Annotated in this window: 22 protein-coding genes; 9 read left to right on the forward strand and 13 right to left on the reverse strand. The window is 67.2% G+C overall.

What is annotated here, in order from left to right; all coding sequences use genetic code 11:
* Positions 1-53 precede the first annotated feature (53 nt).
* On the forward strand, positions 54-971 hold the full coding sequence (gene ppk2 / locus AC1DQ3_RS09180) for a polyphosphate kinase 2 (RefSeq protein ID WP_477119874.1): 918 nt from the start codon (positions 54-56) through the stop codon (positions 969-971).
* A gap of 24 nt (positions 972-995) precedes the next feature.
* On the opposite strand, the gene AC1DQ3_RS09185 is transcribed toward ppk2, so the two are convergent.
* A complete protein-coding gene (locus tag AC1DQ3_RS09185) occupies positions 996-2,096 on the reverse strand; it encodes a substrate-binding domain-containing protein (protein WP_477119875.1) in 1,101 nt (366 codons plus the stop codon).
* A 293-nt stretch (positions 2,097-2,389) separates the two neighbouring features.
* On the opposite strand from AC1DQ3_RS09185, the gene AC1DQ3_RS09190 reads away from it, so the two are divergent.
* From AC1DQ3_RS09190 to AC1DQ3_RS09210, 5 genes are all read left to right on the forward strand, one after another.
* Positions 2,390-2,899 carry a formate dehydrogenase subunit gamma gene (locus AC1DQ3_RS09190; protein WP_477119876.1) on the forward strand — a complete coding sequence of 170 codons (510 nt, stop codon included), beginning with the start codon at positions 2,390-2,392 and terminating at the stop codon, positions 2,897-2,899.
* A complete protein-coding gene (locus tag AC1DQ3_RS09195; RefSeq protein ID WP_477119877.1) occupies positions 2,896-4,452 on the forward strand; it encodes a formate dehydrogenase beta subunit in 1,557 nt (518 codons plus the stop codon). Before AC1DQ3_RS09190 ends, AC1DQ3_RS09195 begins: the two co-directional genes overlap by 4 nt.
* 84 nt (positions 4,453-4,536) lie before the next feature.
* On the forward strand, positions 4,537-7,392 hold the full coding sequence (gene fdhF / locus AC1DQ3_RS09200; RefSeq protein ID WP_477119878.1) for a formate dehydrogenase subunit alpha: 2,856 nt from the start codon (positions 4,537-4,539) through the stop codon (positions 7,390-7,392).
* Positions 7,389-8,243, forward strand: a complete 855-nt coding sequence (gene fdhD / locus AC1DQ3_RS09205) for a formate dehydrogenase accessory sulfurtransferase FdhD (protein WP_477119879.1) — start codon at positions 7,389-7,391, stop codon at positions 8,241-8,243. The genes fdhF and fdhD overlap by 4 nt, the downstream gene beginning before the upstream one ends.
* Positions 8,240-8,464, forward strand: coding sequence for a formate dehydrogenase subunit delta (locus AC1DQ3_RS09210; protein ID WP_477119880.1), 225 nt, complete (start codon positions 8,240-8,242; stop codon positions 8,462-8,464). The genes fdhD and AC1DQ3_RS09210 overlap by 4 nt, the downstream gene beginning before the upstream one ends.
* Before the next feature lie 56 nt (positions 8,465-8,520).
* Here AC1DQ3_RS09210 and AC1DQ3_RS09215 read toward each other — a convergent pair whose 3' ends face one another.
* Entirely contained in the window at positions 8,521-9,216 is a 696-nt protein-coding gene (locus AC1DQ3_RS09215) for a transglycosylase domain-containing protein (protein WP_477119881.1), read from the reverse strand.
* Positions 9,217-9,378: 162 nt separating this feature from the next.
* Between AC1DQ3_RS09215 and AC1DQ3_RS09220 the strand changes: the two genes are divergently transcribed.
* Both AC1DQ3_RS09220 and AC1DQ3_RS09225 read left to right on the forward strand, forming a co-directional pair.
* Positions 9,379-9,621, forward strand: a complete 243-nt coding sequence (locus AC1DQ3_RS09220; RefSeq protein ID WP_477119882.1) for an RNA recognition motif domain-containing protein — start codon at positions 9,379-9,381, stop codon at positions 9,619-9,621.
* Positions 9,622-9,719: 98 nt separating this feature from the next.
* Entirely contained in the window at positions 9,720-10,523 is an 804-nt protein-coding gene (locus tag AC1DQ3_RS09225; RefSeq protein ID WP_477119883.1) for a TOBE domain-containing protein, read from the forward strand.
* Positions 10,524-10,654: 131 nt separating this feature from the next.
* On the opposite strand, the gene AC1DQ3_RS09230 is transcribed toward AC1DQ3_RS09225, so the two are convergent.
* The 5 genes from AC1DQ3_RS09230 to AC1DQ3_RS09250 form a co-directional block, all read right to left on the reverse strand.
* On the reverse strand, positions 10,655-11,377 hold the full coding sequence (locus tag AC1DQ3_RS09230) for an ATP-binding cassette domain-containing protein (RefSeq protein ID WP_477119884.1): 723 nt from the start codon (positions 11,375-11,377) through the stop codon (positions 10,655-10,657).
* 7 nt (positions 11,378-11,384) lie between these two features.
* On the reverse strand, positions 11,385-12,065 hold the full coding sequence (gene modB, locus AC1DQ3_RS09235; RefSeq protein WP_477119885.1) for a molybdate ABC transporter permease subunit: 681 nt from the start codon (positions 12,063-12,065) through the stop codon (positions 11,385-11,387).
* 70 nt (positions 12,066-12,135) lie between these two features.
* Positions 12,136-12,945, reverse strand: coding sequence for a molybdate ABC transporter substrate-binding protein (modA, locus tag AC1DQ3_RS09240; protein ID WP_477119886.1), 810 nt, complete (start codon positions 12,943-12,945; stop codon positions 12,136-12,138).
* A 485-nt stretch (positions 12,946-13,430) separates the two neighbouring features.
* Complete coding sequence (locus AC1DQ3_RS09245; protein ID WP_477119887.1) at positions 13,431-13,625, reverse strand: DUF1059 domain-containing protein; 195 nt, start codon at positions 13,623-13,625, stop codon at positions 13,431-13,433.
* 109 nt (positions 13,626-13,734) lie between these two features.
* Positions 13,735-14,676: a 2-hydroxyacid dehydrogenase gene (locus tag AC1DQ3_RS09250; protein WP_477119888.1), complete on the reverse strand. Its 942-nt coding sequence runs from the start codon at positions 14,674-14,676 to the stop codon at positions 13,735-13,737.
* A 230-nt stretch (positions 14,677-14,906) separates the two neighbouring features.
* Here AC1DQ3_RS09250 and AC1DQ3_RS09255 point away from each other — a divergent pair, with 230 nt between their 5' ends.
* Positions 14,907-15,446 carry a nucleoside 2-deoxyribosyltransferase gene (locus AC1DQ3_RS09255; protein ID WP_477120030.1) on the forward strand — a complete coding sequence of 180 codons (540 nt, stop codon included), beginning with the start codon at positions 14,907-14,909 and terminating at the stop codon, positions 15,444-15,446.
* 66 nt (positions 15,447-15,512) lie between these two features.
* Here AC1DQ3_RS09255 and AC1DQ3_RS09260 read toward each other — a convergent pair whose 3' ends face one another.
* The 6 genes from AC1DQ3_RS09260 to AC1DQ3_RS09285 form a co-directional block, all read right to left on the reverse strand.
* Positions 15,513-16,136 (reverse strand): PqiC family protein, encoded by a 624-nt coding sequence (locus tag AC1DQ3_RS09260; RefSeq protein WP_477120031.1) that lies wholly within the window; start codon positions 16,134-16,136, stop codon positions 15,513-15,515.
* A gap of 44 nt (positions 16,137-16,180) precedes the next feature.
* A complete protein-coding gene (locus AC1DQ3_RS09265) occupies positions 16,181-17,806 on the reverse strand; it encodes a PqiB family protein (RefSeq protein WP_477119889.1) in 1,626 nt (541 codons plus the stop codon).
* The gene (locus AC1DQ3_RS09270; protein WP_477119890.1) at positions 17,793-18,536 is read right to left on the reverse strand and encodes a paraquat-inducible protein A; all 744 of its coding nucleotides are present in this window, start codon (positions 18,534-18,536) and stop codon (positions 17,793-17,795) included. Before AC1DQ3_RS09270 ends, AC1DQ3_RS09265 begins: the two co-directional genes overlap by 14 nt.
* Positions 18,533-19,195: a paraquat-inducible protein A gene (locus AC1DQ3_RS09275; protein WP_477119891.1), complete on the reverse strand. Its 663-nt coding sequence runs from the start codon at positions 19,193-19,195 to the stop codon at positions 18,533-18,535. The genes AC1DQ3_RS09270 and AC1DQ3_RS09275 overlap by 4 nt, the downstream gene beginning before the upstream one ends.
* Positions 19,192-20,316, reverse strand: coding sequence for an AI-2E family transporter (locus AC1DQ3_RS09280; RefSeq protein WP_477119892.1), 1,125 nt, complete (start codon positions 20,314-20,316; stop codon positions 19,192-19,194). Before AC1DQ3_RS09280 ends, AC1DQ3_RS09275 begins: the two co-directional genes overlap by 4 nt.
* Before the next feature lie 275 nt (positions 20,317-20,591).
* Positions 20,592-21,761 carry an HPP family protein gene (locus AC1DQ3_RS09285; protein ID WP_477119893.1) on the reverse strand — a complete coding sequence of 390 codons (1,170 nt, stop codon included), beginning with the start codon at positions 21,759-21,761 and terminating at the stop codon, positions 20,592-20,594.
* Positions 21,762-21,907 lie beyond the last annotated feature (146 nt).

Here is a 21,907-nt window from a genome sequence, read left to right on the forward strand (position 1 = left end):
ATATGCCGCTGCTAGCCTGCCAGACAACGCGTTGTTGCGCACAGGAGCATGCGATGAGACCGGACGAGGACGACCTGATTCGGCGTATCCACCGCGAGGTGGCCGATCACTATGACGAAGAACTCGAACTGGAACTGGAAGACCACCATGTCGATACCCTGTTCAGCGAAGGCGGCGGCGGACTGGACGATGAAGAGCGCGCCGCGCGGCGCCTGTATTTCCGCGAACTGTTCCGCCTGCAGGGCGAACTGGTCAAGCTGCAGAGCTGGGTGGTGGAGACCGGCCACAAGGTCGTGATCCTGTTCGAGGGGCGCGACGCGGCCGGCAAGGGCGGCGTGATCAAGCGCATCACCCAGCGGCTCAATCCGCGCGTGGCCCGCGTGGCGGCGCTGCCCGCGCCCAACGACCGCGAGCGCACCCAGTGGTACTTCCAGCGTTATGTCTCGCACCTGCCCGCGGCGGGCGAGATCGTGCTGTTCGACCGCAGCTGGTACAACCGCGCCGGGGTGGAGCGCGTGATGGGTTTCTGTACCGACGACCAGTATGAAGAGTTCTTCCGCTCCGTGCCGGAGTTCGAGCGCATGCTGGTGCGCTCCGGCATCCAGGTCATCAAGTACTGGTTCTCGATCTCGGACGAGGAGCAGCACCTGCGCTTCCTGAGCCGCATCCACGATCCGCTCAAGCAGTGGAAGCTCAGCCCGATGGATCTCGAATCGCGCCGGCGCTGGGAGGACTACACCCGCGCCAAGGAGATCATGCTGGAGCGCACGCACATCGACGAAGCGCCGTGGTGGGTGGTGCAGGCGGTCGACAAGAAGAAGGCGCGCCTCAACTGCATCCATCACCTGCTGCAGCAGATGCCTTACGAGGAGCGCGTGCAGCCACCCGTGGTGTTGCCGCAGCGCGAACGCCACGACGACTATGCGCGCCAGCCGGTGCCGGACAGCATGATCGTGCCGGAGATCTACTGATCTTGATGCAGGGCGGCTTCGCCCTTACTCCGCCCGCCCGCCGGCGCCCTCCGGAAAGGCCTCGTCCAGCGTCAGTATCGTTCCGGTCAGGCTGCCATCGTAGCCGGGCAGGGCATCCACCACCTGCCGGAAGCTGCCGCTTCTGAGCGCCGCCACGGCGCCGGCAAGCGCCGGGCTCTGCAGGCGGTCGCGCTCGATCGCGAAGAAATACCGCTCCTTGAGCATCGGCACGAAATCCAGCCCGAAGTGGCGCGCCGCCGTCTCCACGCCGAACCCCGCATCCGCCATGCCACTGCCGATATAGGCGGCCACCGCGGCGTGGGTGAACTCGCCGTTGCTGTAGCCCTCGATGCGGCTGCTGTCGATGCCGCGCGCCTCCAGGATCAGGTCCAGCAGCAGGCGCGTGCCGGAACCAGGCTGCCGGTTGACGAAGCGCACATCGGCGCGGCACAGGTCCTGCAGCGTGGTGACCCGCAGCGGATTGCCGGGGCGCACGAAGATGCCTTGCGAGCGCACCGCCAGATGGATCAGCAGATGCGTCTCGGGGCGGATCCACGTGGCAAAGCGATCCATAGTCCTTTGCTCGAACTCGCCGATCGGCACATGAAAGCCGGCAATATCGCAGGCCCCCTGTGCAAGTGCCGCAACCGCCTCAAGGCTGCCGCAATACTTCAGGTCGTGGCGCACCTGGTGCGCGTCCAGGTAATCATGCAGTGCCGCAACCGCGAAGCCATGGCTGGCGTGCAGGCGCGGCGTGGGCCCTGACTGGTCGACCAGCTTCTTCAGTTCTATTTCCAGTTCCGATGCCAGGCTTTCCAGCGTGGGCGACAGCCGCGCGGCAATGCGCTTGCTGGCCCACACCAGTTGCTGGGCCAGCGGCGAGAGCGCCGTGCCGCGGCCCCGGGTCTTGGCAATCAGCGCGCCGCCGAACAGGGTTTCCGCATCGCGCAGGATGCCCCAGGCGTAGCGGTAGGACAGGCCGCTTGCCTGTGCCGACTGGCTGATGCTGCCGGTGCTTTCTATCAGGCCCAGCAGGGTTACGAGGCGCGACACGTCAAGCGCCGGACCGGCGCCCCGCTGGTCGTCGCGAATTTGCAGATGGGGCAGGATCGAGATGCGAATCATATGAGAAAAATAGCATATTGCTCGAATTCGGCCAACTGCCTATAGTCCGCTCTAGGAGGCAGAAAAGCCGGAAAAAGCCAACCAAAGCAGCAAGGCGAGACGGCAGCTGCCAGTTCAGTGCTTCAGATATATGAAAAAAATAGCATATAAAGCGGCCGCCGGAAGACGGTTTGCCGCGCCCCGCAGCGATTCCTGGCAAGACGCGCAAGCCAATGCGCCGCACCGTCTGCCCCCGGCCCCGGGCTTTCGTTCCACGGTTAGTGCCGGCCAGTGCTGCGTCACCAGGAGACCCGATGTCCTTACCCACTGCTGAAGTCCGGCGCGAGCGGATCACGCGCATCGTAGCCACCCGCCGCGACATGCCGGGCGCCTTGCTGCCGATCTTCCACGAGATCCAGGACGTGGTGGGCTACGTGCCCGCCGATGCGTTGCCGGAGATCGCCCGCGCGCTCAACCTGTCGCGCGCCGAAGTGCATGGCGTGCTCACGTTCTACCATCACTTTCGCGACAGCAAGCCGGGCCGGCACGTGGTCCAGGTCTGCCGTGCCGAGGCGTGCCAGTCGGTCGGCAGCGAGGCGCTTGCTGCCCACGCCGAGCGCGTGCTGGGCTGCGGTTTTCACGAAACCACCGCCGATGGCCAATTCACGCTGGAGCCGGTGTATTGCCTCGGCCAGTGCGCCTGCGGCCCGGCCATGATGATCGACGGGCAACTGGCTGGCCGCGTCACGCCGCAGCGCTTCGATGCCTTGATCAAGGCTTGCGCGGATGCGTCCCAGGACCAGGCAGCGCAGGAGCAGGCATGAGCATGACCACCGTATTCGTTCCCCGTGATTCCAGCGCGCTTTGCATGGGCGCCGACGACGTGGCGGGCGCCATCGCGCGCGAAGCCGCGGCGCGCGGCGCAGCCGTGGAGCTGGTGCGCAACGGCTCGCGCGGCATGTTCTGGCTGGAGCCGCTGGTCGAGGTGCGGACCGCCGCGGGACGCGTGGCCTATGGCCCGGTTACGCCGGAGGACGTGCCGGGGCTGTTCGACGCCGACTTCCTGGCAGGCGGCGCGCACGCGCTGGCGCTCGGCCCCACCGCGGATATCCCTTTTCTCAAGGGGCAGGAGCGCCTGACCTTTGCCCGCATGGGCATTACCGATCCGCTCTCGCTCGCTGACTACATTGCGCACGAAGGCTACGCCGGCCTGACCCGCGCGCTGGCGCTGGACGGCGCGCGGATCGTGCGCGAGGTGACCGATTCCGGCCTGCGCGGGCGCGGCGGCGCGGCGTTTCCGACCGGCATCAAGTGGCAGACGGTGCTGAACGCGCAGTCGCCCACCAAATACGTGGTCTGCAACGCCGACGAGGGCGACTCGGGCACCTTCTCCGACCGCATGGTGATGGAGGGCGATCCGTTCATGCTGATCGAAGGCATGACCATCGCCGGCCTCGCGGTGGCAGCCGAGCGCGGCTATATCTACGTGCGCTCGGAATACCCGCACGCCATTGCCGTGCTGGAGGCCGCCATCGGCATTGCCCATGCGGCCGGCTGGCTGGGCGACGATATCCGCGGCAGCGGCCGGCGTTTCCACCTGGAAGTGCGCAAGGGCGCCGGCGCCTATGTGTGCGGCGAGGAAACCGCGCTGCTGGAGAGCATCGAAGGCAAGCGCGGCGTAGTACGCGCCAAGCCGCCGCTGCCGGCCATCGAAGGCCTGTTCGGCCAGCCCACCATCATCAACAACGTGATCTCGCTGGCCACCGTGCCGCTGATCCTCGCCCGCGGCGCGCAGTTCTATCGCGACTACGGCATGGGCCGCTCGCGCGGCACGCTGCCGTTCCAGATCGCCGGCAATGTGCGGCAGGGCGGGCTGGTCGAGAAAGCCTTCGGCGTGACGCTGCGCGAACTGCTGGAGGACTACGGGCAGGGCACGCGCAGCGGTCGGGCGATCCGCGCGGTACAGGTGGGTGGTCCGCTGGGCGCCTACCTGCCGGTCTCGCGGCTGGATACGCCGATGGACTATGAAGCGTTCGCCGCCTTTGGCGCGGTGCTGGGCCACGGCGGCATCGTGGTGTTCGACGACACCGTCGACATGGCCAGGCAGGCGCGCTACGCGATGGCGTTCTGCGCCATCGAATCCTGCGGCAAGTGCACGCCGTGCCGGATCGGCTCCACGCGCGGTGTCGAGGTGATCGACAAGATCATCGCGGGCGACCAGCCGGTGAAGCACGTGAAGCTGGTGCGCGACCTGTGCGACACCATGCTGGGCGGATCGCTGTGCGCCATGGGCGGCATGACGCCTTACCCGGTGCTCTCGGCGCTCGACGAATTCCCGGAAGACTTCGGCGTGGCAGTGCCCGCCAAAGCCGCGTAGCGCCACGCCATATCGAACCGGCGCTGCCACTGCGCCCTCTGAATCACCAGTACGCGGCCCGCGCGGCCGCAGCGGGAGCCCGCCTTGAATACACGAAACGAAATCGACTTCGGCACGCCGGCCAGCGAGTCGCTGCAGCAGGTCACCCTTGAGATCGACGGCGTCGACGTAACCGTGCCGGCTGGCACTTCGCTGATGCGGGCCGCCGTGCAGGCGGGTGTCAACGTGCCCAGGCTGTGCGCCACCGACAGCCTCAAGTCCTTCGGCTCCTGCCGCCTGTGCCTGGTCGAGATCGAAGGCCGGCGCGGTTTCCCGGCCTCGTGCACGACGCCGGCCGAAGCCGGCATGAAGGTCAGGACGCAGACCGACAAGCTGGCCGACCTGCGCCGCGGCGTGATGGAGCTGTATATCTCCGATCACCCGCTGGACTGCCTGACCTGTCCCACCAACGGCAACTGCGAACTGCAGGACATGGCCGGCGTGGTGGGCCTGCGCGAGGTGCGCTACGGCTATGACGGCGCCAACCACCGCGCCGAGGCCAAGGACGAGTCCAACCCGTACTTCACCTACGATCCCTCCAAGTGCATCGTGTGCAACCGCTGCGTGCGCGCCTGCGAGGAAACCCAGGGCACCTTCGCGCTGACCATCAGCGGCCGCGGCTTCGATTCGCGCGTGACGGCGGGACAGGGCGACAGCTTCATGGACTCCGACTGTGTGTCGTGCGGTGCCTGCGTGCAGGCTTGCCCCACCGCCACGCTCGCCGAGACCTCCATCATCCGCATGGGCCAGCCCGAGCACAGCAAGGTCACCACCTGCGCCTACTGCGGCGTGGGCTGCGCCTTCAAGGCGGAGATGAAGGGCAATGAAGTGGTGCGCATGGTGCCCTACAAGAACGGACAGGCCAACGAGGGCCACTCGTGCGTGAAGGGCCGTTTCGCCTTCGGCTATGCGACCCACAAGGACCGCATCCTGAACCCGATGATCCGCGCGAAGATCACCGATCCGTGGCGTGAAGTGTCGTGGGAAGAAGCGATCGGCTACGCAGCTTCCGAGTTCAAGCGCATCCAGGCCAGGCATGGCCGCGATGCCATCGGCGGCATCGTGTCCTCGCGCTGTACCAACGAGGAAGGCTACCTGGTGCAAAAGCTGGTGCGCGCCGCCTTCGGCAACAACAACGTCGACACCTGCGCGCGGGTTTGCCATTCGCCGACCGGCTACGGCCTCAAGCAGACGCTGGGCGAATCCGCGGGCACGCAGACCTTCCGCTCGGTCGAGAAGGCCGACGTCATCATGGTGATGGGCGCCAACCCGACCGACGGCCACCCCGTGTTTGCCTCGCGCATGAAGAAACGCCTGCGCGCCGGCGCCAAGCTGATCGTGATCGATCCGCGCCGCATCGACCTGGTAGATTCGCCGCACGTGCGCGCGGATTTCCACCTGCAATTGCGTCCCGGCACCAATGTCGCCGTGGTGACCTCGATGGCCCACGTGATCGTCAGCGAAGGCCTGATGGCCGAATCGTTTATCGCCGAGCGCTGCGAGGATCGCGCCTTCCAGCAATGGCGCGACTTCGTCATGCTGCCGGAGAACGCACCGGAAGCGATGGCCGAGGTCACGGGCATCCCGGCGGAGCAACTGCGCGGCGCGGCACGCCTGTACGCCACCGGCGGCAATGCCGCGATCTACTATGGCCTGGGCGTGACCGAGCACGCGCAAGGCTCGACCACCGTGATGGGCATCGCCAACCTCGCCATGTGCACCGGCAATATCGGCCGCGAAGGCGTGGGCGTGAATCCCCTGCGGGGACAGAACAATGTGCAGGGCTCCTGCGATATCGGCTCGTTCCCGCATGAGTTGCCGGGCTACCGCCACGTGTCGGACTCCACCACGCGCGGCCTGTTCGAGTCCGCCTGGAACGTGGAGATCAGCCCGGAGCCGGGCCTGCGCATTCCCAACATGTTCGAGGCCGCGCTGTCGGGCAGCTTCATGGGCCTGTACTGCCAGGGCGAGGATATCGTGCAGTCCGACCCGAACACGCAGCACGTGGCGGCCGCGCTGTCGGCCATGGAATGCATCGTGGTGCAGGACATCTTCCTCAACGAGACCGCCAAGTACGCGCACGTATTCCTGCCGGGCTCGTCCTTCCTGGAAAAGGACGGCACCTTCACCAACGCCGAGCGCCGCATCTCGCGCGTGCGCAAGGTGATGCCGCCGAAGGCCCGCTACGCGGACTGGGAAGCCACCGTGCTGCTGTCCAATGCGCTGGGCTACCCGATGGACTACCAGCATCCGTCCGAGATCATGGACGAGATCGCCCGGCTCACGCCCACCTTCAGCGGTGTCAGCTACCAGCGCCTGGAGGAACTCGGCAGCATCCAGTGGCCATGCAACGACGCCGCGCCCGAAGGCACGCCGACCATGCATATCGACGCCTTTGTGCGCGGCAAAGGCAAGTTCATCATCACGCGCTACGTGCCTACGGAGGAGCGTGTGAATCGCAGGTTCCCGCTGATCCTCACTACCGGGCGCATTCTTTCGCAGTACAACGTGGGCGCGCAGACGCGCCGCACCGACAACGTGATGTGGCACGACGAGGACCGCCTGGAGATCCATCCGCACGATGCCGAGGAGCGCGGCGTCAAGGACGGCGACTGGGTCGGCGTGCAGAGCCGCGCGGGCGAGACCGTGCTGCGCGCCATCGTCAGCGAGCGCATGCAGCCGGGCGTGGTGTACACCACTTTCCACTTTCCCGAGTCCGGCGCCAATGTGATCACCACCGACAACTCGGACTGGGCGACCAACTGCCCTGAGTACAAGGTCACCGCGGTGCAGGTGATGCCGGTGGCGCAGCCGTCCGAATGGCAGCGGCAGTATCGCGACTTCCACGAGCAGCAGATGCAATTGCTGCAGGCTGCCGGCGCCGAGGCGGGTTCGCCATGACGGTCTGCGAACTCGCCATGACCGGGGCCGATGCGCTTGAGCCGCCAACCCACAGCACGTTCGAGGTAGCCCGCAGCCGCCTGGGCGAACTGGCGCTGGAGGACGACGAGATCGCCGAGGAGGTGCCGGTGGCGCTCGAATACAACGGCATCTCGCACGCGGTGATGCTGGCGTCGCCGGCCGATCTCGAAGACTTCGCGCTCGGCTTCAGCCTGAGCGAAGGACTGGTGGCGAGTGTGCGCGACGTCTACGAGATCGACACCGAGGTCCGCAGCGAAGGCATCGCGGTGCGCTTGCGCGTCGCCGCGCAGGCCTTCGCGGCGCTGAAGGCGCGGCGCCGCGCCATGGCGGGCCGCACCGGCTGCGGGTTGTGCGGTACCGAGTCGTTGCAGGAAGTCATGCGTTCGCCAGCGCCGGTCAGCAGCAGCGCCAGCTTCAGTGGCGAGGCGCTATACGCGGCGTTTGCGCAATTGCAGACGCGCCAGGAGCTGCTGCGCCATACCGGGTCCACCCATGCCGCAGCCTGGTTGCGCGCCGACGGCCAGGTCACGCTGGTACGTGAAGATGTGGGCCGTCACAATGCACTCGATAAACTGATCGGCGCGCTGGTGCGATGCGGTGAGGACCGTTCGCACGGCGCCGTGCTGGTGACCAGCCGTGCCAGCTACGAAATGGTGCTGAAGACCGCCAGCGCAGGCGTGGGCATGCTCGCGGCGGTCTCCGGGCCGACCGCGCTCGCGGTGCGTCTGGCCATGGATGCCGGCGTCACGCTGGCCGGTTTTGTGCGCGCCGGCCGGCATGTGGTCTACTCCCATCCCCAACGTTTGCACAGCAGGACGGAACAGGCATGAACTCCGACAATCTCGTCAAGATGGCGAACCAGATCGGCACCTTCTTCGAGGCCATGCCGGACCGCGAGGAAGCGGTGGCCGATATCGCCATCCATATCAAGCGCTTCTGGGAGCCGCGCATGCGGCGTGCGTTGCTGGAACGGCTGGACGGCGGCGAAGAGGCCGGGCTGGATGAAATCGTCCTGCTGGCGGTGACGCGCCATCGGACCCTGCTGCAATGAAGTGATCATTCGCGCTTCCAGCGCTGCAGTATTGCCAGGACCGGCAGCGCAAGCGCCTAACGCAACCGGAGTGGCTCCAGCAGCGCCGCATCGTATTGGCCGCGATCGATGCGCCCCAGCTCCAGCATCCGCAGCAGGATATAAGCCTGCCGCTGCCGGGCGCGCCGCGGATTGACCACCGGGTTGTTGGCAGAAGGCGCCTTGGGCAACCCGGCCAGCATCGCGCATTCAGCCAGCGTCAGCGCTGCCACCGGCTTGCCGAAATAAGTCTCGGCAGCCTCCGCAAAGCCATACGCCCCCCGGCCAAGATAGACCTTGTTCAGATAAAGCTCCAGGATCTCGTCCTTGCTCATGGCGTGCTCGATGCGGTAGGCCAGCAGCACCTCGTACAACTTGCGGGTATAGGTCTTCTCGCGCGACAGGAAGAAATTGCGCGCTACCTGCATGGTGATGGTGGAGGCGCCCTGCGACAAGTCATCGGACAGGTTGGCGACCCCGGCACGGATCACGCCCACGTAGTCGATGCCGTCGTGCAGGTAGAAGCGCTCGTCCTCGATGGCCACCACCGCCTGGGTGAGCTTGGGCGGGATCTCACCGAACGGGACATAGCCGGGAGACTGGCGGAAGGCGGCAAGCGCATCCAGCGTGGGCAGCTGGCGCTGGGCCACGAGTACGGCGAGGGTGCCGAGCAGGGCCACGCCCAGAATCAGCAGCAGCACCAGCTTGAGAAAATTCGACCAGAGACGTTCCATGGGCGGTATTGTGCCAGCAGCTGCCCCGCACCTGCCCCGGCGGCGCCACGCAGGGAGGAGCCGATGTTCCATACGGCCCGCCACGGGCCGCCTACAATGAGCTAGACAACGGAGGCCTGTGCCGCCCGCCGTGTGCGCGTTGCCTCATATCGGGAGCGAGACATGAAGGTACTCATCCGGGGCCTCCACCGCGATGTGACCGAACAGATGCTGCGTGACAAGCTGGCGATCTACGCGCCGGTCAAGTCAGTGGAACTGATGCGCGAGGGCGATGCGGATCATCCCTGGGCCTGGGTCGACCTCGATGTCGATCCCTTTACGGCGTGGCGCCTGCTGCGCCAGCTCGATCGCCAGTATTTCGCCGGCAGCATGATGCGCTGGTACATTCCCGCCCACCAGGGCTGACACCAGGCCAGGCGCCAGCCGCCAGCCGCCACCCTTTGGCATTAAGATAAGCGGCTTCTGCCACTTTGCCGCGCTACTACACGGTAGCGCCCTCCCGCATGCTCGAACTCGACGGCGCGATCTGGTTTCGCTCAGGCTCCCAGGACTGGGGCGGCCGCGAACGTATCGCCCTGCTGGCCGCGATCGGCGAGCACGGCTCGATCACGGCCGCGGCCAAGGCGGTCGGCCTGAGCTACAAGGCCGCCTGGGATGCCATCGACGCGATGAACAACAGCGCCGGCGAGCCGCTGGTGGTGCGCGCCGCCGGTGGCAAGGGCGGTGGCGGCACGGTGCTCACCGAGCGCGCCGCCGGCCTGATCCGCACCTATCGCGCGCTGGAGCAGGAGCACCGGCTCTTTATCGAACACCTCGCCCGGCTGGGCCATCTCGGCGAGGCCGCGCGGGATGACCTTGACCTGATGCGGCGTTTCATGGTCAGGACGAGCGCGCGCAACAAACTGTTCGGCAAGGTCGCGGCGATCCGCGGCGGTGCCGTCAACGACGAAGTCGTGCTGGCGCTGGCGGGCGGGCAGCAGGTGGTCGCCACCATCACCCATGAGAGCGTGCAGACGCTGCGCCTCGCCCCCGGCACTGAAGCCTTCGCCTTGATCAAGGCCTCGTCGGTCCTGCTCGGGCTGCCCGACCCCTCGCTGCGGCTGTCGGCGCGCAACCAGCTGCCGGGCAAGGTGAGCCGGGTGCTGCCGGGCGCCGTCAATGCCGAGGTGGCGCTCGAACTCGACGGCGGCGGCACCGTGGTGGCCATCGTCACCAACGACAGCGTGAGCGCGCTGGGGCTGGCGCAGGGCAGCGGCGCGCTCGCCATCTTCAAGGCGTCGAGCGTGATTCTCGGCACCATGGGCTGAGGCGGGGAGATCAGGGGGCAGGACGGGATTTCCAATGCCTGGAGAAATCGGGCTACGCCCGCTTACGCCAGTCTGCGCCAGCAGACAGCAGCCAGAAGCATTAAACGCCCACCCACCAACCCCCACCCTATTCAAACCACCCGCGCAGAAGCCGGTGCATAAACGTGCGGATGCCCCTTGACCGGCGCAGCACCGAAGATACGGCCCTCGCGCACTTCCAGCACATGATCGCCAAGCGCCTCCACGTCATCCGGATCGTGCGAGATCACCAGCATCGGCACCTCCAGGCTGGCCTGCAGCGCCCGCAACTCGGCCCGCATGCGCACGCGCAGCGCCGGGTCCAGCGCGGAAAAAGGCTCGTCCAGCAGCACGATATCCGGCTGCGCCACCAGCGCGCGCGCCAGCGCGGCGCGCTGCTTCTGGCCGCCGGAGATTTCACCGGGGTAGTTGCCGGTGATCGCGCCCAGGCCGAAGGCGTCGATCCAGCGTTGCGCTTCCGGGTGGCTGGCGGCGCGGCGCGGGTTGCGCCAGCCGCGCTCCAGCCCGAAGGCGATGTTCTGCGCCACCGTCAAATGCGGAAACAGCGCGTAGTCCTGGAACAGATAGGCCACGCGCCGCTCCTGCGGACGCACATCGATGCGCGCCTCGCTGTCGAACAGGGTTCGGCCGTTGAGCACGATGCGGCCGCTGTCCGGCATCAGCAATCCGGCGATGGCCCGCAGCGTCAGGCTCTTGCCGGCGCCGGAGGGCCCGAACAGGGCGATGCGCCGGCTGGCCGAGTCGAAGGCGATATCCAGCGCGAAATGGCGGTCCGCTGAACCGAGCTGCTTGCGTACGGTGACTTGCATGATCATGGCGGGCCTACCGGAACGTCTTGCGGGTGGGTGGCACCAGCCGGCCCGCAACCACCAGCAGTACCACGCAGGTGACGGAGGTGACTAGCACCAGCAGGTTGGCAGTGTTGTCGTCGCCGGCCTGCACCGCCTCGTAGATGGCGACCGACAAAGTCTGCGTGCGTCCGGGCAGGTTGCCCGCCACCATCAGCGTCGCGCCGAACTCGCCCAGCGCGCGCGCAAAGGCCAGCAGCACGCCGGCAATGATGCCGCGCGATGCCAGCGGCAAGGTCACGCGAAAGAAGATGCCTGCCTCGGGCGTGCCGAGCACGCGCGCGGCGTCTTCAAGCTGGCTGTCCAGGCTTTCGAAGGCGGCGCGCGCGGACTTCAGCACCAGCGGGAAGGCCACGATGGTGGAGGCCAGCACCGCGCCTTGCCAGGTAAAGACCAATTCGATGCCGAGCCGGCCGAGCCATTCGCCGAACACGCCGCGGCGCCCGACCAGCACCAGCAGGTAGTAGCCAAGCACGGTGGGTGGCAACACCAGCGGCAGCGTCAGCAGGGCGTCCACCACGTCGCGCGCGGCCGACTGCCAGCGCGACAGCGCAAAGGCCGCGCCCACGCCGAGCACGGCGTTGAGCACGGTGGCCCAGCCTGCCACCTTCAGTGACAGGGAGAGCGGTACCCAGACAGCTTCGAGGGTGGTCATCGGGATTGACGCCTGCCGGGGAGGCCGGGCAGGCGGTGAGGTGGGTCGGCGGTGCGCGACGGGTCTGGTGTCAAGGTTTGAGGAAGCCATACCTGGCCAGCACGGCCTGGCCTTCCGGCGATAGTACGTAGCTGAGGAACGCCTCGGCTTGCGCGGGCTGCTTCGACATCGACGTGATGGCGATCGGGTAGGTCACCGGCTGGCGCGTCGGCACCCGCAGCGCCACCTTGACCTTCTCCGGCATGATCGCGGCATCGGTGGCGAACACGAAGCCGGCATCCACCTCCCCGCGTGCCACGTAGTCCAGGCTCTGGCGCACGTTCTGCGCCATGACGCCCTTGGCCGATACCGCATCCCACACGCCCGCCGCTTCCAGCGCGCCCTTGGTATAGCGGCCTACCGGCACCGAGGCCGGGTTGCCGAAGGCCACCCGCTTGAACTCGGGGCGGACCAGGTCCTGCAGCTTGCCGATTTCCATCTTGCTGTCGGCCGGCACGATCAGCGCCAGCTGGTTGGCGGCGAAATCGCGGCGGGAGGCGGGTTGCACCACGCGCTCGGTCACGGCCTTGTTCATGGCGTCCTGGTCGGCGGAGGCAAATATATCGGCCGGCGCGCCGTTGACGATCTGCTGCATCAACACGTCGGAAGCGCCGAAATTGAGCACCACCTTGGTCTGCGAATGGGCGCGTTCATAGGATGCGGCGAGCGACTTGAAGGCATTGGTCAGGCTGGCCGCGGCGGACACCACCAGGTCGGCGCCGAAGGCTGCCGGCGCGGACAGCGCCAGCGTGGCGGACAGCAGCAGGCCGGCCGTCAGCGAGGCGGTGCGTCGGGCGCCGCGCGGGCGGGGGGACTGGGCAGGGGGCGGAGTCGTGGACATTGCCATGGGCATGACGGGGGGAGGGTTGGATAACAGGCCAGGCAAGCAAGGACCGCCTGCCAAAAGCGCAATATATGACGGTATATAACGCGGCGTCAATGGCACTTTTGGCAAAGACTGGCATCACAGCTGGTCGCCGTGGTGGTTTCTGCATCGTGGCGGCCACGGCCGCCGGGGAGGGTGGGTATGAAGCCGCGGCCGAGCGCGAACATCCGGAGTCGATCCAGGCGCTGGCGATGGCTTACCGGTATGGGGAGTCGGGGTTGGTGCGGGATGGCGCGAAGAGGGGAGTTTTCGGGCGTTTCTGGCGGAGATTGCGCATGCGCTGAAGCCCTGAACGGCTGGCGCACGCGCGATTGCGTAAAGCCTTGCCCTGCCGCCGGCGGGTAAATGTCACGTCATGGGCAAAAAGAAGCACAATGCCGGCGGCTGCCGGCATTGTTCAGGATTGTCCGCCGGACTTGTTCGAGCGCGCTGTCCGGCGCTCAAGCTGGCGGCGCCCCATCCTTGAATGCGCTCTTCAGCATCTGCCGCAACTCAGGTCCATCCTCATGCTTGTGCACCTGCACCGCATGCTGGGCCGCGGCTTCGAGCAGTTCTTCCTCGGTATCGGCGCTCATTGCCACTGTGCACTTCGACTCACTCGGAAACTCACGGCAATCGATATATTTGCGTCCCATGCTGGCCTCCTGACGCGTGAGGGTGGCGCCGCCGGGGCGGCAGGCGCCTGATTCAGTATAGGGCGCGCCAGGCCGCGGAATGCGCGCCGAGCGCAGCCGGATCGCTTCGTCAGAGTACCGGAGTGATCACCTTGCCGGTGCCGAGGAAGGCATCGAGATTCTCGAATACCAGCCCAGCCATCGCCGCGCGGGTTTCGAGCGTGCCGCTGGCCATGTGCGGTGCCAGCACGACATTGTCCAGTGCGAACAGCGCCTCCGGTACCCGCGGCTCGTTGTGGAACACATCGAGCCCGGCGCCGCCCAGGCGGCCATGGCGCAGTGCCGCCACCAGCGCGCCTTCATCCACCACGCTGCCACGCGAGACGTTGACCAGGATGCCCTTGGACCCCAAGGCCTCGATGATGCCCGCCGACACCAGACCTTCGGTCTGCGGGCCACCGACGCAGGTGACGGCGAGGAAATCGGCCCATCCGGCCAGCGCCTTCAGGTTCGCCTCATAGCGCCACGGCGCGCCCTCGCGCGGGCGGCGGTTGTGGTACGCAATGTCCATACCGAAGCCGGCGGCACGCTGCGCCACTTTTTCACCGATGCGGCCAAGGCCCAGGATGCCCAGCTTCTTGCCGGACACGCGCGAGGTCAGCGGGAAATTCTCCTTGCCCCACTTGCCGGCGCGTACGAAGCGGTCGCCGTGGGCGATGCCGCGCGCGGCGTCGAGCAGCAGGCCGAAGGCGAGGTCGGCCACGCAGTCGTTGAGCACGTCAGGCGTGTTGCTCACCTGGATGCTGCGCGCGCGGGCCGCATCCAGCGCGATCGAATCGTAGCCCACGCCGAAGCTGACGATGGCTTCGAGCCCAGGCATCGCGGCGATGGCTTCGGCAGTGATGCCGTGGCGGGCGGACGTCACCACCACGCGCGCCTGCTGCCCATGCTCGCGCAGCCACGCCAGCGGGTCAGGCTGTTCCCACAGCGTGACGGCCTGGTATTGCTCCCGCAGGCGGGAATTGATCTGCGGCGCGAGGGGGCCGATCTGGATGAGGGAGACTTGGGGCATGGATACGGGGTGAAGGAAAAAGTGCAGGGTCCGGGGAGGGCGCGGAGCACATGGGGCGGCGCTGGTGTTGCCGGCCGCTGCTCGTTGCTGGCGCAATCATAACGTCCGCGGCACGCCGGATCGCTGATCTGTCGGTAGCGCGCCTGAGCGCGACGCGATGCCATCATCTTGATGTCAGACGGATAGGCTATCCTCAACGCTCCGCCGTTTGCAACCCACGCCGCCAGAAAATGAAAACCCTCTACCTTGCCGGTTTCGACGTATTCCGCAAAGATGCCGTCGCCTATGGCGAGGCGCTGAAGGCGCTTTGTACCCGGTACGGATTCCATGGCCTCTATCCCCTGGATAAATCCGCCCCGGCCGGCCTGTCGGGCCCCGATACCGCCCGCTGGATCTACGCTGCCAATGTCAACCTGCTGCGCCGCGCCGATCTGGTCATGGCCAACCTCGACGATTTTCGCGGGCCGGGCGAGCCGGATTCGGGTACCGCGTTCGAGGTGGGGTTCGCCATTGCGTTGCAAAAGCCGGTGTGGGGCTACAGCAGCGATGCCGGCACCTTGCTGGACCGCGTCGCGGTGGCGACCGGCGAGAAGGGCGAGCGGCTCGACGCACGCGGTTTCGTGGTGGAGGATTTCGGCCTGGGCAAAAACCTGATGCTGGCCTGTTCGGTGAAGCTGGTGGCAGGCAATGCCGAGGCTTGCCTGGCAGCGATGGCGGAGGCGGAGCGGCGGCGTAGTTGCCGGGGGAACGGTGCGCCGGCCGATGATTGAAGGCGCGCAAGGGCGAGGGCGAGGGCGAGGGCGGTACGGCGATCCGGCGCCTGGCACGCCATCCGCTCAGCGGCGCAGCGACTCCAGCCCGGCGGCGATGTCCGCCGCCGTGCTGGCCACGATCTGGCGGTAAGCCGCCACCACGCCGTCGACCGCGCCCGGTGCGGGCAGCTCGGCCTGCGTGCGGCCGGCGCTGACCTCGCCGTCGGGCAGGCGGCGCACGGTCCAGTTGATCACGGCCCCGGCGCGCTGGCCGACCTCGGCATCCAGCCGGATCACTTCGGTGGTGATGCGGTACACGGGCCCGACTTCCGACAGGCCTTGCTGGTACGTATCGACCGCGCCCAGCCTGGCTTGCAGTTGCTGCGACAGCGCGTCGCGCAATTCGTCGGGCAGGGGCGCGGACCAGCGCGACAGGTCCAGCAGCTTGAGTTCGCCGCCGTCCTTGCCGTCGCGCACGACCAGTTGCGGCCGGTTCAGGCGCTCGGGCACGCGCACCGGCGCGACCTCGATCCACACGGGTTGCGCCTGGGCCGCACGCGCCGGCGTGGCGGCCTGCCCGGCGCTGGCAGCGGTGGCGTCGAGGCCCTGGGCCAGCGTGTAGTAGCGCGGATCGGGCGAGGCGCAGCCGGCCAGCAGCGCGGCCGCCAGCGAGAGCGGCAGCAACAGGGGCTGCAACAGAGGCTGCATCAGGGGCAGCAACCGCGGCCGCATCAGGTTCGGGCGGGTCATCATCATTTCTCCGGCTTGCCGCGCACCAGCGCTTCGGGATGGCGTTCGAGGTAATCGGTGAGCGTGCGCAGCGACACCGCGGTGCGCGTCAGTTCCTGCATCATGCGGCGCGTGTCCTGCTGCAGCGGCGCGTCCGAGGCGAGCGTGCCGTTGGCGCTGCTCAGCGTCTTGCGTGCGTCCTGCAGCGCGGCCAGCACCTGCGGCGCCACGTCGCCATTGAGCTGCGCCACCAGCTTGTCGGCGCTGGTCATCATGGTGTTAAGCGTTGCCATCGACGTGCGCATGTCCTGGCCGATCTGGTCGAACGGTACCTTGCCGATCTTGTTGACGATGTCGCCAAGCTTGGCCTGCAGCTCGTCGAAGGTCCCCGGCGTGGTGGCCAGTTCAGGAAGCGCGCCGTCCAGGTTGACGCTGGCCGGCGGCGCCTTGGGGAAGAAGTCGAGCGCCACGTAGAGCTGGCCCGTCAGCAGGTTGCCGGTGCGCAACTGCGCGCGCATGCCGCGCTTGATCAGGGTCTGGACAATATTCTTGGCCCGATTCACGTCCTCCACGTCTTGCGGGCGGAAGCCCATGCGCGTGGGATACAGTTCCACCACCACCGGCAGGCGGAAAGTCTTTTTCTCACGCTGGTATTCGATACCGATCGAGCGCACCTGGCCCACCACCACCCCGCGGAAGTCAACCGGCGCGCCGGGCGACAGGCCGCGCACCGACTGATCGAAGTTGAGCACGGCGAGCGAGGGCGCGAGTTCCTCGGGCTCCTTCATGGCTTCGGTCTGGTCGCTGGCCAGCAGGAACTGGGTGTTCTCGTTGGCGGCTTCCGTCGCCTTGGAATCGTCCGGTGCCTGGAAGGCCACGCCACCCAGCATCACGGTGACCAGCGATTGCGTGTTGATCTTGAGGCCGCCGGCATCGAGCTTGATGTCCACGCCGCTGGCGTGCCAGAAGCGGGAGTCGGCGGTGACGAGCTTGTCGTAAGGCTTGTTGACGAAGACGCGCAGCGAGAGATCGCGTCCGTTTGGTTCGAGCTGGTAGGCCACCACCTGGCCCACCTGCACGCGGCGGTAGTAGACCGGCGAGCCGATATCGAGCGAGCCGAGGTCGGCGGCGCGCAGCACGAACTGCTTGCCGGAGGAATCGGTGGTGACCACGGGCGGCACTTCCAGCCCGGTGAATACGTGCACGCGCTCTTCCGACTTGCCGGCGTCAACGCCGATATAGGCGCCGGACAGCAGCGTCTCCAGCCCGGAGATGCCGCTGGTGGCAAAGCGCGGGCGTACCACCCAGAAGCGCGTGTCCTTGGCGGAGAAGCTCTCCGCATCCTGGGTCAGGTCGATCCTGGCTACCACGTGCGAGCGGTCTGGCGCCAGCCGCACCGATTTCACCAGACCGATGTCCACGTCCTTGTAGCGCACGGAAGTCTTGCCCGGGACCAGTCCCTCGGCGGTGTGGAACGTGACCGCGATCTCCGGGCCGCGCTCGGAGAGCGTACGGAAGAGCAGCGACAGGCCGACCACCGCCGCCACGATCGGGATCAGCCAGACCAGCGAAGGCAGCCAGCGCGCGCGCCGGCGGCGTTCGGGCGCGGGCGGCACGGAAGAAGGAGGGGACTGATCAGTGTCGGGCATCTTTTGCATCCAGCGAATCCCACAGCAGGCGAGGATCGAAACTTAGCGAGGCCATCATGGTGAGCACCACCACGGAACCGAAGGCAACGGCGCCGGCGCCGGGGATGATGGTGGCGAGCGCCCCGGCCCGCACCAGCGAAGCCAGCAGCGCCACCACGAAAATATCGAGCATCGACCAGCGGCCGATCACCTCCACCAGCCCGTACAGCCTGGTCTGCTGGCGGATCCGCCAGCTTGAGCGGAAGTGCACCGAGAGCAGCAGCAGGGTGAGGATCATCATCTTCAGCAGCGGCACCACGATGCTGGCGATCAGAACCACGATGGCCAGCAGGTTGGAGCCGGACAGCCACAGGTAGATCACGCCGGACAGGATGGTGTCGTGCTGCGTGCCGAGGAGGGACTGCGTCACCATCACCGGCAGCAGATTGGCGGGGAGATACAGGATGTAGGCCGCCAGCAGGAAGGCCCAGGTGCGGGCCAGGCTGTACGGCTTGCGATGATGCAGGGTGGCGCCGCAGCGCGGGCAGGGCTCGCCTTCCAGCGCGCGCGGGCTGAGCGTATCGCAGGCGTGGCACGACACCAGGCCCATCGAGGTGGCCGTGGGCACCTGCGGCAGCGGCTTGCTTTCGTCGTCGGTCAGTTCCGCCACCACGTTGGCGGCGAGCCGGCGCGAACGGGCCAGCCGGGAGTCCGCCTTGCCGGCGCTCTTGCCATTCGGCGGAACGCTCATCGCCGCGGCTCCTGCTCGAGGTATTGCCAGAGGTCGCGCGGGTTGAACGACAGCATCGCGGCCAGCACGATCACCAGCGCGGCGAACGACCACAGCGCGACGCCTGGCAGCACCTGGGCCATGGTCGATAGCTTCATCAGCGTCACCAGCACGCCGATCATGAAGACTTCGATCATGCCCCACGGCCGGGTTTGCCGGATACCGCGCACGATGCGTTCGAAGCCCGGCGGCATGCGGCGCCGGGCCATCGGCACCAGCAGGTAAAGCATCATCAGCATCTCGGACAGGGGAAACAGGATGGTGGTGGCAAACACCAGCATCGCCACCAGTGTCATATGGTCCGCGTTGAGCGCCAGCACCGCGCCCCACAGCGTGGTCTGGGTGCGCACGCCCTTGAGATCCATCTCGACGATGGGATAGGCGTTGGACACCAGGAACAGGATCAGCGCGGTCACCACCAGCGGCAGCAACCGGGTGTAGGCGCGCGCGCTTTCGCGGTAGAGCTGGCCGCCGCAGCGCAGGCACAGCGCGCGCTCGCCCGGGTCGAGCGCTGCGCGCTGGTAGACCGCGTCGCAGTATTCGCAGGCCACCAGCCGGCCGGGGTCGGACGGCGGGGCGGGTTCTGCCTGGTGCGCGTCGGGACGGCTGGTTTCGCTCATGCCTTGCCGGAATCCGCCACGTCCTCGGCGGTGGCGATGGGCTTGCCCTGGGCGAGCGCGGGCGGCGGGTCGACCAGGTGCTCCGAGCCGATGGTCCAGTCGCGCAGCAGCGCATAGGCCACCGCCAGCAGGGTCGGGCCGATAAAGACGCCGAGAAAGCCGAACGCCAGCGCGCCGCCGAACACCCCCAGCATCACCCAGATCAGCGGCATATCGGTGCCTTTGCTGATCAGCAGGGGCTTGATGACGTTGTCGGCCATGCTGACCACGCCCACGCCCCACACCACCATGAAGATGGCCCATCCCAGCGAGCCGGTGTGATACAGCCACAGGGCAGCGGGAATCCACACCAGCGGCGGTCCCACCGGGATCACCGACAGGAAGAAGGTGACGAAGCCGAGGATGGCGGCACCGGGCACGCCGGCGATCCAGAAGCCGATGCCGGCCAGCACGGCCTGCACGAAGGCCGTGCCGAGCACGCCGTAGACCACGCCCTTGACGGTATTGCCGGCCAGCGCCAGCAGGTAGTCGGCACGCTCGCCGGCGATGCGGCGCATGCCGGCGCGCAGCCAGGCCACCGCGAATTCACCGCCGGTATAGAAGAAGAACGCCAGCACGATGGACAGCGCCAGCTGGCCCAGCCCCGCGCCGATCGACAGGCCGGCGCCCAGCACCACATGGCCCACGGGCGCGATCAGCTTGCGCAGGTTGGACACCATGTCCGAGTCGGCGTGGATCAGCTTGTCCCAGGAATTCTGCAGGTAGCTGCCCACATAGGGCAGGCCGGTGATCCAGTCCGGCAACGGCGGCAGGCCATGATCCATGATGCGGTCGGCCAGGCCGGACAGTTCGTCGATATGCGCGGAAACGCTGGCACCGGCATAGACGAAGGGGCCGAGCACGATCACCGCGGCCAGCAGCACGCAGATCACGGCGGCCAGGCTGCGCCGGTTGCCCATCCAGCGCGACAGCACGGAATAGGGATACCACGAGCTGAAGGCGAGGATAGCGCCCCACAGCAGCGCCGTGGTGAAGGGCGCGAGCACCAGCAGCGAGCCGCCGATCAGCACGATCAGCGCAAAGATCGCGGCGAGTTTTTCAATCAGTTGGCCGGAATTCATCGAATGCATCTCCTGGACCGCCGGTGTGACGTGAACGCCGACAATATATAGGAAAACGCGGGGGGTGCCGGAGGCGGGCAGCCGGGAGGAGCGGGTCAATGTTGCATTGCACCGCGCCAGCCGTCCTGCCGCGCCCGCAGGCCCTCCCCGAACGCTTCACGATGCCATATCTCGGTGACATCTTCCAGCAGCGCGGGAAAGCGGCAGCCGCCGCGGCAGATTGTGGAGAGCGGAGCCGCCAGGGAGCGGCAGCAGGCGGGCGCGGCCCGCCCGGTTCAGTTTGCCGGCTGCGGCGCTGGCTCTGCCGGCGCCGGCGGACCTTGTTCGAGCAGGGCCGCGATCAGGTCCGATTGCGTGACGATGCCCAGTAGCCGATGCTGCGCATCCACAACCGGTACTTGATGCAGTCCTCCATTCGAGAACGCCCGCGCCAGTTCCACCATGGGCTGCTCCGGCCGGCACGTCGCCATGCCGGTATGCATCAGATCGGCAGCAGTCCCCGTGCGCAACGGGTCAGCCGCGCCCGGGCGCATCGCCAGCAGGTCCGCCATGCCGAGCATGCCGAGCAGCCGCCGCTGACCGTCCACCACTGGCAAGGCCTGGATCCCATGCCTGAACAGCAAGGCCCGCGCTTCGCTGCCGCGCTGTCCCGGCTGCACCGTCACCATATCGCGCGACATGATGTCCGCGCAGCGCACGTCGCCGAAGCGCCGGCGATGGGCCCGCATTTGCGCGGCCACCAGTATGTCTTCCAGGTCGTCTTCTTCGATGTCGAGGAATTCGCCGCGCGCCTTCAGTACCTCGTCGAGGTCGGTCCGGTTGAAACCCACGCGCTCGCTCGGCAGCGGATCGGCGGTGCGGTGCGGGTTGGCATGCTCGACCGGCCGGTGCGGATAACGCCGCCGCATCAGGTTGTTGAACAGCAGCGCTACCAGCAGCAGCAACATCGAGTTGACCGCCACCGGCACCACCACGAAGCCAAAGCCAAGCTGGGTCACCGCGGGCCCGCCGAGCACGGCGGTGATGGCCACCGCCCCGCTGGGCGGGTGCACGCAATGCAACTGGAACATGACGACGATGGCCAGTGCTACCGCCACGGCAGCGGCCAGGCCCGGCGCGGGAATCCAGCGCGCGCAGGCAACGCCGATCAGCGCCGCCACCAGGTTGCCGCCGATGATGGACCACGGCTGCGCCAGCGGGCTCGCCGGCACGGCGAACAAGAGCACCGCCGAGGCGCCCATCGGTGCGACGAACCAGGGGTTGAAGCCACCCAGCAGGTGATGGCTGATCCATTCCGTTATCAGCAGGCCAAGCAGGGCGCCGAGACAGCTCTTGAAGCGCTCGCGCTTGCCTGCGGCGATCGGCGTGGGAACAAATGTGCGCAGCCACGCGCGTGCGCGCGCTGACGGGAAGTCGGCTACGGAAGGGGCGTGGGATGGCGGCATCGGTTCTAGGCTTGGGATTGCGTGGCGGCGAACATCGGATAAGGGGAAAGAGGCGAAAAGAGGAGAAAGGGGTACAAAAAAGTACAAAAGTTAACAAAAGAGTACAAAGGCATCTCTTTCTCGCCTTGCAATTGCATCCAGTAATC

The sequence above is a fragment of the Cupriavidus sp. 01T418 genome, from assembly GCF_056398885.1.